The organism is Brevibacillus sp. FW306-2-1A-C05A (assembly GCF_058781555.1).
Map to the genome: position 1 here is coordinate 1 of NZ_JBYSWV010000014.1, position 12665 is coordinate 12665.

General features: G+C 50.3%; 17 protein-coding genes. 8 read left to right on the forward strand and 9 right to left on the reverse strand.

Annotated features, from left to right (window positions below; all coding sequences use genetic code 11):
* Positions 1-49 precede the first annotated feature (49 nt).
* The 4 genes from AC3WJN_RS10735 to AC3WJN_RS10750 all read left to right on the forward strand — a co-directional run bounded on the left by AC3WJN_RS10735 (position 50) and on the right by AC3WJN_RS10750 (position 2652).
* Positions 50-358 carry a hypothetical protein gene (locus tag AC3WJN_RS10735; protein WP_007776236.1) on the forward strand — a complete coding sequence of 103 codons (309 nt, stop codon included), beginning with the start codon at positions 50-52 and terminating at the stop codon, positions 356-358.
* A complete protein-coding gene (locus AC3WJN_RS10740; RefSeq protein ID WP_007776239.1) occupies positions 303-845 on the forward strand; it encodes a hypothetical protein in 543 nt (180 codons plus the stop codon). The genes AC3WJN_RS10735 and AC3WJN_RS10740 overlap by 56 nt, the downstream gene beginning before the upstream one ends.
* A gap of 139 nt (positions 846-984) precedes the next feature.
* Complete coding sequence (locus tag AC3WJN_RS10745; protein WP_157179487.1) at positions 985-1518, forward strand: hypothetical protein; 534 nt, start codon at positions 985-987, stop codon at positions 1516-1518.
* A 474-nt stretch (positions 1519-1992) separates the two neighbouring features.
* On the forward strand, positions 1993-2652 hold the full coding sequence (locus tag AC3WJN_RS10750) for a hypothetical protein (protein WP_492329262.1): 660 nt from the start codon (positions 1993-1995) through the stop codon (positions 2650-2652).
* A 106-nt stretch (positions 2653-2758) separates the two neighbouring features.
* On the opposite strand, the gene AC3WJN_RS10755 is transcribed toward AC3WJN_RS10750, so the two are convergent.
* A complete protein-coding gene (locus AC3WJN_RS10755; RefSeq protein ID WP_025848840.1) occupies positions 2759-3169 on the reverse strand; it encodes a DoxX family protein in 411 nt (136 codons plus the stop codon).
* Between the two features lie 200 nt (positions 3170-3369).
* Between AC3WJN_RS10755 and AC3WJN_RS10760 the strand changes: the two genes are divergently transcribed.
* Positions 3370-3720 carry a winged helix-turn-helix transcriptional regulator gene (locus AC3WJN_RS10760; protein ID WP_005830589.1) on the forward strand — a complete coding sequence of 117 codons (351 nt, stop codon included), beginning with the start codon at positions 3370-3372 and terminating at the stop codon, positions 3718-3720.
* A gap of 176 nt (positions 3721-3896) precedes the next feature.
* Here the strand turns inward: AC3WJN_RS10760 and AC3WJN_RS10765 are convergent, their stop codons facing one another.
* On the reverse strand, positions 3897-4259 hold the full coding sequence (locus AC3WJN_RS10765) for a helix-turn-helix domain-containing protein (RefSeq protein WP_005830587.1): 363 nt from the start codon (positions 4257-4259) through the stop codon (positions 3897-3899).
* Between the two features lie 167 nt (positions 4260-4426).
* Here AC3WJN_RS10765 and AC3WJN_RS10770 point away from each other — a divergent pair, with 167 nt between their 5' ends.
* The gene (locus tag AC3WJN_RS10770; RefSeq protein ID WP_005830585.1) at positions 4427-4645 is read left to right on the forward strand and encodes a helix-turn-helix domain-containing protein; all 219 of its coding nucleotides are present in this window, start codon (positions 4427-4429) and stop codon (positions 4643-4645) included.
* A gap of 25 nt (positions 4646-4670) precedes the next feature.
* Positions 4671-4880, forward strand: a complete 210-nt coding sequence (locus tag AC3WJN_RS10775) for a hypothetical protein (protein ID WP_237716569.1) — start codon at positions 4671-4673, stop codon at positions 4878-4880.
* A gap of 141 nt (positions 4881-5021) precedes the next feature.
* Here the strand turns inward: AC3WJN_RS10775 and nagE are convergent, their stop codons facing one another.
* The 6 genes from nagE to AC3WJN_RS10805 form a co-directional block, all read right to left on the reverse strand.
* Entirely contained in the window at positions 5022-6461 is a 1440-nt protein-coding gene (nagE, locus tag AC3WJN_RS10780) for an N-acetylglucosamine-specific PTS transporter subunit IIBC (RefSeq protein WP_026556980.1), read from the reverse strand.
* A 153-nt stretch (positions 6462-6614) separates the two neighbouring features.
* The gene (gene ptsP / locus AC3WJN_RS10785) at positions 6615-8333 is read right to left on the reverse strand and encodes a phosphoenolpyruvate--protein phosphotransferase (protein ID WP_221843006.1); all 1719 of its coding nucleotides are present in this window, start codon (positions 8331-8333) and stop codon (positions 6615-6617) included.
* 24 nt (positions 8334-8357) lie between these two features.
* On the reverse strand, positions 8358-8624 hold the full coding sequence (locus AC3WJN_RS10790; RefSeq protein ID WP_197187092.1) for an HPr family phosphocarrier protein: 267 nt from the start codon (positions 8622-8624) through the stop codon (positions 8358-8360).
* 28 nt (positions 8625-8652) lie between these two features.
* On the reverse strand, positions 8653-9150 hold the full coding sequence (locus tag AC3WJN_RS10795) for a PTS sugar transporter subunit IIA (protein ID WP_007776262.1): 498 nt from the start codon (positions 9148-9150) through the stop codon (positions 8653-8655).
* 147 nt (positions 9151-9297) lie between these two features.
* Entirely contained in the window at positions 9298-10158 is an 861-nt protein-coding gene (gene glcT, locus AC3WJN_RS10800; RefSeq protein ID WP_005830572.1) for a glucose PTS transporter transcription antiterminator GlcT, read from the reverse strand.
* Positions 10159-10499: 341 nt separating this feature from the next.
* On the reverse strand, positions 10500-10997 hold the full coding sequence (locus tag AC3WJN_RS10805) for a ribonuclease H-like YkuK family protein (RefSeq protein WP_005830569.1): 498 nt from the start codon (positions 10995-10997) through the stop codon (positions 10500-10502).
* A 303-nt stretch (positions 10998-11300) separates the two neighbouring features.
* On the opposite strand from AC3WJN_RS10805, the gene tadA reads away from it, so the two are divergent.
* A complete protein-coding gene (gene tadA, locus AC3WJN_RS10810) occupies positions 11301-11780 on the forward strand; it encodes a tRNA adenosine(34) deaminase TadA (RefSeq protein WP_035988327.1) in 480 nt (159 codons plus the stop codon).
* 63 nt (positions 11781-11843) lie between these two features.
* Here the strand turns inward: tadA and AC3WJN_RS10815 are convergent, their stop codons facing one another.
* Positions 11844-12563, reverse strand: coding sequence for a pseudouridine synthase (locus tag AC3WJN_RS10815; RefSeq protein ID WP_005830564.1), 720 nt, complete (start codon positions 12561-12563; stop codon positions 11844-11846).
* Positions 12564-12665 lie beyond the last annotated feature (102 nt).

The following is a 12665-nucleotide window of genomic DNA, read 5'->3' on the forward strand; positions in this document are numbered from 1 at the left end:
GTTATATTTTGCCTTGTAAAAAATTACATTTTTAGAAGGGTTGTACAAAATGAAAAAATTCCTTTCTGCATTCCTTGCTTTTTCTATGCTTGCGCTTGCTGTCACACCAGTTTCAGCAAGCAAAAGTCAAACAGCAATAACAAGCGAAACACAAGTTCAGGCCGAAGCGTACAAGGGTGTCAAGCACTTGAACGAAGAGTCCGACGAGTCTTTAATTAAGTTGAACGAAAGAACAGAAGATATTGGCGTAAATCAATCTGAAAGTAAAAACGAACTAAGAAGAGGAGGAGTCATAAACACAGTTGCCAGGATTATCCTGTATTCAAAACATAAAATTCATATTAAAAAATGGAGATGAACTTTTCTTTGACCAAGAAGATCCAGATAAAGCGGGTGAGGCTCTAAAAGAGTACTATCTGGACAATGGCACTTTTGATAGAGGAGACATTCGTGATCGAGGAGAAGGATTACCAAAATCTTCGGCTATCATTAGGTTTTATGATTTACCGAATAGTTCAGAACAAGTGTACTTAGCCTATGGGGACGTAACTATGGGAATGCTGCACATTGTTACGAGACACTTCCCAGAGTACTGGTCGACATTTAGTACATATCAAAAGGCAAAAAATTCATTTTTTAATCCGGGTACTGAATTCTCTTACGTTGAAGATGTTATTGAAAGCGTGATTGATTATTCGTTTAACGGGAAGGAAATGGCGAAAAACATCAATAACAAAAAAGTAATCCCATATGATGGATATCATAAAGGCAAGGTATACAGAGTCATCATGTCAGGTGAGCGTGTGGTTTCTGTATTCCCTATTAGTTATAATCAAGCGGAATAGATAACAAATCCCAACGAAAAGAAAGCCTTTATCTAGAATGGATAAGGCTTCTTTCTCACATTTCACGAAAAATATCGCGAAAATACCGTACTATAGTGTGGAATATAACGAAAAATAAGATAAGGGAGTTCCTATGAATATGATTGATATGAAGCTATACATTACTCTCCCCTCAGATAACATCGATTTTCGCTGTATCGAAAAAGTTCTTATCCCTATTCAAAACAAAACTGAAATTCAGGGAGCTATTGATCCAAGCGATAGCAATTTTATGGAAGCACTGGTGATTACGAGTCAGGGTAAACAAGTATCTGATTTCCGGTTTTGCGAAGCCAGGCTGCTCACGCAACTGATTGCATTGGTTGAGGATTACTACCTAAGTGCTGAAAAAGCAATTAGCGATAACGTTTACGGGTTAAGTGTAATCACAATTGGTTTGAGGAAAACAGGTGAAAATAAGCTGTTGTTGACAGCAACAAGAGACGGAAACAGGATTGTACAGGTTGAACTACCAGAGAAAGAATTGATAGATAATCTGTTTTCACTAGCTAAGGAATATTTCTCCTATCTTATTGAATATGGGATTTCTACGTCATTTCATGCAAAAGAACTATCCATTGTTTGCGAGTATGAAACCAGGTACAAGGATATTTACAGAAAAAGTCTTGATTAAGATTAACCCGAGTGATTTCAAGGAAGGAATCACTCGGGAGTCAAAAGTAGTCTCGTCTGCTTGACTGACATTTATATACAGATCATCTAGAATTCTAAATGCTAATGGACGAAAATACCTTTGTGGATCACTCCGTTTTTTAGCCAATTGAAAACAAAGTAACGTTCAGAAAAATCGTTTTTTTTTTTGGAAACAAAACATCATCAAACAACGTACTAACATTAGTGAAAATCATCCCGCCCTCTTGAATCATATCCTTCATCGAGCGAATTGCGATTGTTATTGTCGATGAGCAATGTTTGCTTCTTCCTTTTCGCTCTCCAATCGACTAAGCTCCCAATCAGCAAAAGACCCACGCAAATGATTGTGACCAGTAACCAGACAGGCATAGCTAGCACCTCCGTTCTTATTAGTTCGACTCTAAAAATGTAAAAATGTTGCAGCGATGAAAAGATAAAGCAGGAGGCATGACCCATGAGACGATTAGTATGTATGGCAATGGCCGTAATGACAGCGAGCATACTTGCAATCGGCTGTTCCCCCGAGGCGAGTGTTCCCGTGCCCCCGGAGGCCAAACCGACAGACGGGCAGCAGCCAAAACCAGAGTCCCCTGTCCAAAACGAGAACAACGGAGCGGGGCAAAACGAAGCGAACAACGAGAAGCCATTGCCAGCAGAGCAGCCGGGTTTAACAGCGCAACTGATTTTAGACGACAACTTTTTAAAGCTGCTCGCAAATAACGAAATCAACGGCTTCGATATTTCAATCGGAATGAAAAAGGAAGAAGTCGTCAAGCGGTACGGCGCGGTGGTCAAGAAAGACTTCTTGGATGGCGGGCAGTATGCTGTCCTGGAAAAACTGGACGATGGCATCGTCTTTTTTGACGGGGCGGATCGCGTATATGCGATTGACTTGGAGGGCAGTCGCTTGGGGACGGCCACACTGGAAACGATTCAGCAGGGATGGGGTACGCCTGTAGATGAAGGCGAAAGCATGGTAGACGGGGAGTATCTGCTTCTGTATGAAGCGGGGGACAACTCGGTGTTTATCAGTGCGGAAAACAAGAACTCGCCGCCAGAAAAGATCAGGATCATCAACAAAAAAATGCTGGATGAGTTCCCGCAAAAATTTTAATGGCTCCCCGGTTCCGGCCCATTGTGAAAAAGCCAGTGGAGAAGGCAGACACACCGCCTTTTGCTCACTGGCTTTTTTGCGTGGGATCAAGAGGCTACGCTACACCTTACTCAACCGATCTTTTTCCAAACAAAATTTGATCGAGTCCAAACTTGGAGCTGCCGCTAATGCTGAGCGCGAGCAGGATGGCGAACAGCGCAAGCTCCAGCTCATAGCCAGCGCCGCTTTCTCCACCCATGAAGCCGGCTGCCAGCTTTGCTTTGGCAACGGCACCAATCATGACGACAGCCAGCGCGGCGGAAAAGACGCGAGTGCCAAGTCCGGCGATCAGGGCGATCCCGCCGACAACCTCCAGGAAAGCAACCAGATAGGCGATAAATGCAGGCAATCCCAGCGTGCCAAAGAATCCGGCCACGTTTTCGAGTCCCATCTGAAATTTGGCGACGCCGTGGATGGCAAACGTAAGGCCAACGACGATGCGCAAAACAAGAGCGCTCCATTCAAAACGATTTTCCATGTATGATTACCTCCGAATCAGTTTATATCAGTAACATAGTTACTTTTCGTTAGTAAGTATATATTAATTATTGTATATGTCAATACGTTATGGAAAATTTACAAACGCTGGAAAGTGCGAATTATTAGGCACAAAGTAATCATTCATTTTGATGGATTGAAGAAAGAGCGGTATACTGAAAGGAGAATGAGGTGATACGAATGAAACAGTCTTCCCTCTGTCCGAAGTTTGAAAAAGGCATGCAACTGCTGGGAAAACGATGGACAGGGTTAATCTTGTACCAGTTGCTTTCTGGACCACAGCGTTTCTGTGCGTTGGAAGGGGCCCTGCCGGTAAGCGGAAGGCTACTTTCTGAACGGCTGAAAGACCTCGAAAAAGAAGGGCTTGTGCATCGGCAAGTGTTTACAGACTCGGCGCCTGTACGGGTAGAATATTCTTTGACAGAGATGGGGAAGGCTCTGGAGCCAGTAATCAAGGGGATCGAATCATGGGCCCAGAGCTGGATTGAGCTGGACCAGACGACAGCGCAGAGTAAAGCAGAACATACATGAAAAAAAGGCTTCGCCGGGCTGTTGACGGAGCCTGTGTTGTACGTATTTCATTCCACGCAAAAACCCCTGTGGCCCAGGGGTTTTCTAATGCCTATACCATTTGAACGCGATGACGAAGCGCTTCAGCGTCCGTTTGCCCCTCCACGATCAGGTTGGAGAGAGGTTTTCACGGTTCTCTAGTTGTCTTCTTGCGACCCGTTCTGTCTCGATTTCCATTTTACAAATTCGATATGCCGCTTGATTTCGGTAAGTTCCTCTTCCGTTAACCCGTCTATGTCCAAGAAGGGAATAGGTGTTTCCCGCACAGATGCTTGCCGCCAAAATGGCGTGGGGTTATCTGTTCTTCCATGAAGGTAATCGGTCGATACGTCAAACAGGTCGGCGACTTTGGAGATCAACTGGGAATCTACGCCTTTCTTTTCGCCCGATTCAATTCGCGACAAAACTGTGTTGTGAATGCCAAGCTTTTCAGCTAATTGGATTTGTGACCACTGCTTTTGCTCGCGCAGCCATTTTATCCTTTGACCGACTATGGACATCGTGAAACCACCTTTTTCGTTTTGGCAATATCATTCTAACAATTTTCCATAACGGAAAAAACAAGATTGCTAAAACGACAAATAATGTGTTGACTTTGCTGAAATTGAAACGATATCATGTAACTATAAATATTTGCCATTTCTGCAAAGGAAGAGGGAAACTGAATATGGAACGTCTAAACCTCCCATTTATCGCAAAACGTAGGAGTGAGTGCAAGCTCACGCTGCAGGAAATGGCGGAGTCACTCGGTTTTCGCAATGCTTCCACATACTTGAAGTACGAGAAGGGAGAGTACGATTTCAAGGCAAACCATCTGCCGATTTTAGCAAAGAAGCTGAAATGTAGCCTGAATGAACTTTTTATGAGTTTGTTTTTGTTGTTTTAGCAAAGGTATATCAGATAAGGGGTGGGTGGAATTGGAAGCATGGGAGGCGAATAGGAGACAGCTTGAATTATGGAAAAAAACATTATCCTACGAAATCGAGATGATGGCGCCATACAGCGAATCGGCATGCGCAGGATTTTTGGATCGGCTCATGCGGTTTGAAACCGAGTTGGAGCAAAAGGAGCTGTTCCCGTCAGAACGGGCGCTCGTTGGCTCCAATGCCCGGCATTTTTAGAGAAGCTGCGTCATTTTTTCCGGGTTCATGAGGCAGGCAAAACCAAGCATCTCATTCGAACGAGGGGACTCTATGCCAATACGAAAAAGCCCGGTACGGCTGTTGCCAATACCGGGCATATTTATTGGGGAAAAGCAAAGCCTACAGCTTTTTGATTTCGTCCTTCAACAGCTCGGACTGCGTCCCGAAGACGACCTGCACGCTGCCCTGGCCGAGCTTCATGACTCCTGCTGCCCCCAGGTCTTTCAACCCTTTTTCATTGACGATCTTGTCGTTTTTCAGCACGAGGCGCAGGCGGGTAATGCACGCGTCGACGCTGACGATGTTTTCTTTTCCGCCGATGAGGGCGAGCACTTTTAGCGCCTTTTCCTGCGTGGAGTTGCTGCCGGAAGCTGCGCTTTCCACTACTTCATCGTCTTCGCGCCCCGGCGTTTTGATGTTGAACTTGACGATCAGGATACGGAACAGGAAGTAGTAAACGACGGCAAACGCCAGACCGATCGGAATGATCCACCATGCGTTTGTGGAGAGCGGGAAGTTCAGTCCGTAGTCAATCAGACCCGCGGAGAAGCCAAATCCGTGCTTGATGCCCATCGCGGTCACGATATACCCGGAAACCCCGGTCAAAATCGCATGCAGCACATACAGCAGCGGAGCGGCGAACATGAACGCGAACTCCAACGGCTCGGTAATCCCGGTCAGGAAGGAAGCGAGCGCGGTACCGATGAACACAGAAGCGATTGCTTGGCGTTTTTCCGGCTTGGCTGAGTGAATGATGGCCAAGGCGGCCGCTGGCAGCGCGAACATCATGATCGGGAAGAAGCCTGTCATGAACATGCCTGCTGATTTGTCGCCAGCGAAGAAGCGGTGCAGGTCGCCGTGTACGACTTTCCCGGTCGTGTCGGTAAAATCGCCAATCTGGAACCAGGCAATTGCGTTGAGCACGTGGTGCAGACCGAATGGAATGAGCAAACGGTTAAAGAAGCCGAACAGACCTGCTCCAAGAGCGCCAAGGCTGACAATCCAGTTCCCCATATTGTTGAGCGCGTCCTGGATCGGACCCCAGATGATCCCGAACAACAGACCGATGATAACCATGCTAAGCGAAGTGATGATCGGTACGAATCGTTTGCCGCCGAAAAATCCGAGCCACTCCGGTAGCTTGATGTTATGGTAGCGGTTGTAGCAGTAGGAAGCGACTCCGCCCGCCAAAATACCGCCAAGCACTCCCATGTTCAGCTTGACGTCGTCCGCGATAAACGGCATGGCAGCGGGAACTTTGGAAAGCACCGAGGTTAACACCATGTAGGCGATCACGGCAGCCAGTGCGGCGACGGCATCCCCGGCAAGCCCGATCGCGACACCGACGGCGAAAATCAGCGGCAGGTTGTCAAAGATGGCCGATCCGCCTGCGAACAAAAAGGGCGCGATGTACTGATTCAAAAAACCGCCAACAGATTCGCCGAGACGAAATTCAGTCACGTAGTTGATGGCGCCAAAGCGGAGCAAAAGCGCCGCTGCTGGCAAGGTGGCGACGGGAAGCATGAGTGCTTTCCCAATCCGTTGCAAAAAGGCAAGCATAAGTAAAACCTCCTTGGAATGAGATGTCTATCAAAAAAGCTGCTCTCCGGATGAGTACAAGAGATGAGGACATAACAAACAGGCCGGAGAGAAACTGTTTTGATCGGAAAAAGAACGGTGAAATCGCTTACAAACAATGAGGGACAAAACCGTTTATTCGGTTTTGTCTCGCAAAAACTGCACGACCTCTTCCACGGTCGAAAGCGTCAGAGCGTACTCTGCGAGTCGCTTCGCTTTTTCCATGCTTGTGGCACGAATGCGCTCCTTGACCTTTGGCATTACCGAGGCCGCACCGCTGAACTCGTCGAGGCCCAGGCCAAGCAAAAGCTCGGTCGCGAGCGAATCGCCCGCCATCTCTCCGCATAGCCCGGTCCATATTCCCGCGCGGTGAGAGGCTTCGATGACGTGCGAGATGAGGCGCAGCACCGCAGGGTGGTAGTAGCTGTAGAGGCTGGCTACGTTCGCGTTCATTCGGTCTACGGCGAGCGTGTATTGCACGAGATCGTTGGTCCCGATGCTGAAGAAGTCTACCTCTTTGGCAAAGGCGTCCGCTTGCAGGCAAGCGCCCGGAATCTCCATCATCATGCCGACTGCGATCTGTTCGTCAAAAGCGATCCCTTTTTCCCGCAGCTCCGCTTTTGCCTGTTCGAACAATTGCTTGGCTTGCCGCAACTGCTCCAGGTGGGAAATCATCGGGAACATGATGAGCAGGCGTCCAAAGGCACTGGCGCGCAATAGCGCCCGTAACTGAACGAGGAACAGCTCTGGCCGGGCCAGGGAAATGCGCATCGCCCGAAAGCCGAGGAACGGATTATCTTCCTGCGGCAGTTCGAGAGCCGGCAAATGCTTGTCGCCGCCGACGTCGAGCGTGCGAATGATGACAGGTTTTTCGCCAAAGGCTGTAGCGACCTGCTTGTAGGCCGCAAACTGTTCTTCCTCGTCTGGCAGCGTGCTGCGGTCCATGAACAAAAACTCGGAGCGGAACAAACCGATTCCTTCTACGCCGGAAGCGGCGAGCGCTGCTGCCTCTTCGGGAACCGCCATGTTGGCCATTAAATGAACGCGATGGCCGTCGATCGTTTCGGCGGGCAATTCCTTCAATACCGCGTAGGCTGCACGCTCAGCGGCTTCCTTGGCGGCTTTTTCCTCGTAGCGTGCCAATGTTTTCGCGTCTGGCGCTGCGATCAGCTCGCCTGTAGCGCCATCGAGAATCAGCAGGCTGCCAGCAGCTACTTTTTCCAGCAGTTGTTCCCCGGCGCCCATGACAGCCGGAATCCCCAGAGAACGGGCCAAAATCGCTGCGTGCGAGGTCGCGCCGCCTTTTGCCGTGACAATGCCCCGCACAAATGCGAGCGGAAGCTGCAGCGTTTCCGAAGGAGTGACATCCCACGCGGCCAAAATAAACGGTTCTTCCGGGAAGACTGCCTCCTGTCCTGTGCCGGAGAGGTTGCGAATCAGGCGGCGGCTCACATCGCGAATATCGTCCGCCCGTTCTTTCATATAGGCGTCGTCCATGCTTTCAAACAGGGCGACAAACTGGTCGGACACTTGCTGTACGGCAGCAGCAGCGGCCACCTGCCTGTTTTCGATCAGAGAGGTCATTTCCCCGACAAAAGCGGGGTCCTCCAGAAAAGCAATATGCGCGGAGAGAATCGCTGCTTTTTCTGCGCCTAATTGCTCCTCTGTTTGCTCTCTCAACTTTTCCAACTGTTCGCGCGACTGCTCCACGCTTCTGGCGAGCAGCTCCAGCTCTTTGCTTGTGTCTGCCGGCGCGCCTTGCGCGGTCACAGCCGGAGCAGCCGGAGCATCGTGTGCCAAAATGACGACAGGGGCGATCGCGATGCCAGAAGAAACCGGGATTCCTTTCAACATGCCTGTTTCACCTTCTTTCACCGCTCATTCGCTCTCAAAAGACTGTTCAAAAAATTGCTGGAGCGAGGAAGCTACTTTTTCCTCATCTTCTCCCTCCACCGAGACGATCAGCTTGTCGCCTTGGGTCACGCCCAAGGTCATGATCCCCAAAATGCTGCGGCCGTCCGCTTGCTTGTCACCTTTGCTCAAGGTGATTTTCGCTTGGGATTGCGCCGAGCGATTTACCAAAAGAGCGGTCGGGCGAGCGTGCAGCCCGCCTTCAACCGTGACCGTTACTTCGAATTGAATCATGGTGTACCTCCCCCAACAGGTGCTTCTTCTATTTCAGGACAACAGTCATCAGCGGCTCCTGGCCTGCCGCGACATTGCCTTGTGCTACCACGTTTTTTTCCGCGACGACATCGCCGTTGGTAATGACGATCGGGGTGACGATCGGGCATCCTGCCTCCTGCAAGACGGCGATATCGAACTGAATCAGCTTGTCGCCTGCTTTCACCTGGTCACCTACCGAGACGAACGGGGTAAAGCCTTTGCCCTGCAATTTCACGGTATCAATCCCGATATGCATGAGCAGCTCCACGCCGCTGTCTGTCGACAAGCCAATGGCGTGATGGGTAGGGAACAGATGAGTGACCTTTGCGTCGACAGGAGCGTACAAGACGCCCTCCGCAGGCAGAATCGCAGCGCCGTCGCCTACGACCTTCCCGGCAAAGACGGGATCGGGCACTTCCGACAAAGGGACAACACTCCCGGTCAAAGGAGCGAGGAAAGTGATTTCTTGTTGTTGTTTTTTACGGGAAAACAGACTGCGTAGCATAAGTTCCTCCTTTTGCGTCTGAACGAAAATAGGCATGAGACGGTCTGATCCATACGACGACATACTTACTATGTCCGTATGATCTCACCGCTCATGCCTAGTCGAACTAGTAACACGCAGGATTATCATCAATTTGAATTTGTGGGATTACGGTTGTTGCTGCAACAAGCGATAAACATGCAAGGCCATGTAGCCGACCTCGTCTTCCGGGACAGTGACCTCCAGCCGGTTGGAAATATAGGCAGCCAGCTCGGACGCCAGCTCGTAGGCTTCCGGAATCGTCGTTTTGACCCGGTCGAGAAGCGGGTTGTGAATGGTCTTTTGCTGGCGGATGCGCTCCACAGCAAAACGCAGATGGGTAATGAGCCGGACGTAATCGACGGTGCTTCGTTCGATGGTTCTGTCTGTCCGCTGCTCGATCATGCTGACCAATTCGCTGATGACGTTCGTAAACTGTACCGCCTTTTTGACAGGCAAGTAACTGATCGCCGAGTGAATGTGCAAGGCGAGAAAACCGATTTCGCTATCTGGAATATCCAGATCGAATGCCTTTTTAATCATGTCCGCTGCCCGTTTTGCCAGCGTGTACTCTTTTGTGTAGAGCGTCTGGATTTCAAACAGGAACGGATTCACGATCTCCATGCCGTTGCGCAAGCGGTAAATCGCGAACTGGATATGGTCGGGCAGAGCGACGTGGACGTGTTCGTTGAGCTGCGGTGTAATTTCACTGGCGATGAGCGCGATAATTTCTTCCGCGATCCCTACCACAGCAGGATCGACCTGACTGAGTATGGTTTGGTACTGTTTTTGGTGGCTTTCATTTTCCAGCCTGAAGCGCTTCTCCACACGAGGGTCATGGGCGGGGATCGTGTTCCCAGGCTTTGCGCCAAAACCGATTCCTTTTCCGAACAGCACAATTTCCAGCTTGGTGCCGGGTTCTTCCACCAGTACGACGTTATGGTTCAACACACGCGTAATCGCATATGTTTTTTCCTGTTCACGGGACACGTAATTCCACCACCTTTAGACAAAAAAGAGCCGAAAAAACCTTTTTCAAGAAAAAGATCTTCTCGGCTCATGCCTGCATTACCAGTAACACGCCTTGTGAAAACGCTTCAATTAATGCTTATAATAGCTTACATGCCCGAGCGTTGTCAATCACCCTGTTTTATACAGGATGTGTACCAAAAAACAGTCTATGTATCCGGTTATGGACCTGGCAGAAGGATTTTCGCCTGCTTGTCCAGAAGTACGTGACCCGATGAGCGAAGAATCCAAACAAAGCGGGCGGATGCGTCCAACAGCAATCCGCCTGCACGCTTTGTTCAAGGAAGAATGGATGCTCTTCATTACTTCGTGAACTTGTCAGCAATCGTAGACGCACAGAAGGAGTTTGGTTTGATTTCCGCCCGGAAGTGGTTGGTTTCTGCTAGGCTCAGAAGCGACTGGATAAACTTACGGGTAGGGCCATTCCTGCCGATGTCAAAGTGCAAGCGGATGGGGGCATCGAGCTGATGATCGCGCAAATATTGCCGAACCTCCGTAGCCAGACCTACCGCGTACATGGCCTCTTGAAAAATCCGCTGCTGCAAGGATGAATAGCGCCGTTCCTGAAACTTGTGATAAAAGAAGGTCCCACCATGTCCGGGGCGAATCACCGTAATGACCAAGGCGAAAAACGTTCCGCGACTTTTCAACTGGGAATCGGCTCCCACAATAATCTCAAACGGTCCATTCATTGAAGAGAGAGTTTGTTCAATGTGGGAAAACACGTCTTCTTTCGCCAGTTGTCCTCTCGTCGGACTGTGAAAACGATCAAACAAAGTGCTTGCAGAGGTTAAGCCCACTCGCATCCCTCCAGATAGAGGCTATCTGTGAATTACAAACATCTTCCGTACATCATTAATGTATGTAATCTCGCAGAGAGTATGTGAGCAGGTATGGACAAAAACTTCGCGATGCCACAATTTGCCCGGATTGCTGCTGATTTATGCGGGGATTGGCTGGTCATGTGAAGCGTTCCTAGCGCTTCAAGTGATCGAATGCCATGCTGCCGGCAAGCGCATACAAGCGCACAATCGACCGGGAAAAGGCAGGCTGTTCTCTGACCGTAATTTGAAAATGTCTATAAAGGAGTTTTAACCATCGTGATGGAAGCAAACAAACACGAAGCATACATGCGAGCCGCCATGGAAGAAGCGCAAAAGGCGGCGGCGCTCGGCGAGGTGCCGATTGGCGCTGTCATCGTCCGCGACGGGGAAATTGTCGGGCGCGGCTACAATTTGCGGGAAACGCAAAAAGACCCTACGCTGCACGCGGAAATGATCGCGATCCGCGAGGCCAGCGAACGGCTGGGCGGCTGGCGGCTGATCGGCTGCACGCTGTACGTCACACTAGAGCCTTGTCCGATGTGCGCCGGGGCGATCGTGCAAAGCCGCATCGAGCAGGTAGTGTACGGAGCGGGCGATCCAAAGGCAGGGTGTGCCGGGACATTGATGAATCTGCTGGCCGAGCCGCGCTTCAATCACCAGGTGCCTGTTTTGGCGGGCGTTTTGGCGGAGGAATGTGCCCAGATGCTCAAAGACTTTTTCCGCGGTTTGCGCAAAAAAAGACAGTCGGAAAAGTGCTGATCCGACTGTCGCGGGCGCCGTCCGGCTCGCTTGCAGGCAGCATGCCGGGCATCTGGCGCCTAATTATTTGTTTACGTTTTGCAGCAGGTGCAGCTCTTCCTCGGTCAGCTCGCGGTATTCACCGGGAGCGAGTGCCGGGTCGAGGTGGAGCGGGCCCATGCGGATGCGTTGGAGGTAGGTGACATGCAGACCGAAGGCGGCAAACATCCGTTTTACCTGGTGGAACTTTCCTTCCATAATCGTCACGCGTACCTCGGAAGTTTCTCCCGAAGACAAAATTTCCAGCTTTGCAGGCAGCGTGGTGAAATCCTCCAGTTCCACCCCTTTGGCGAACTCTTGTACATGCCGCTCTGTGACCGGGCCGTCGATGCGGGCAAAATACTCCTTGTCCACTTTCTTTTTCGGGGACAGCAGGCTGTGTGAAAGCTGGCCGTCGTTGGTCAAAAGCAGCAGCCCTTCTGTGTCGATGTCCAGCCTGCCTACCGGGTGCACCTTGACCGCCCATTCATAAGGAAGCAGGTCGACTACGGTTTGATGCACATTGTCTTCGGTCGCGGAAACTACCCCAGGGGGTTTGTTTAACAGGACGTAAACCCAGCGCTTGAAGTTGAGCGGCTCCCCGTCTACGGTGATATCCTGCTCTTCGGCAATGACGTGCATGCCCGGATCGGTCGCGACCACGCCGTCCACGACGACCAGTCCTTGCTTCACCAGCGCCTTCACTTCCTTGCGTGTGCCGAACGCCATATTCGCCAGCACCTTGTCCAAACGTTCTCGTTTCATGTATGTTCCTCGCTTTTCTTCTGGTCAAAAATCCCCATACTAGGTGTTGTTATTAGTTTGGCCTAATGCGGCGAGCAAATCAAGGGGAAGCACAGAAGTTGG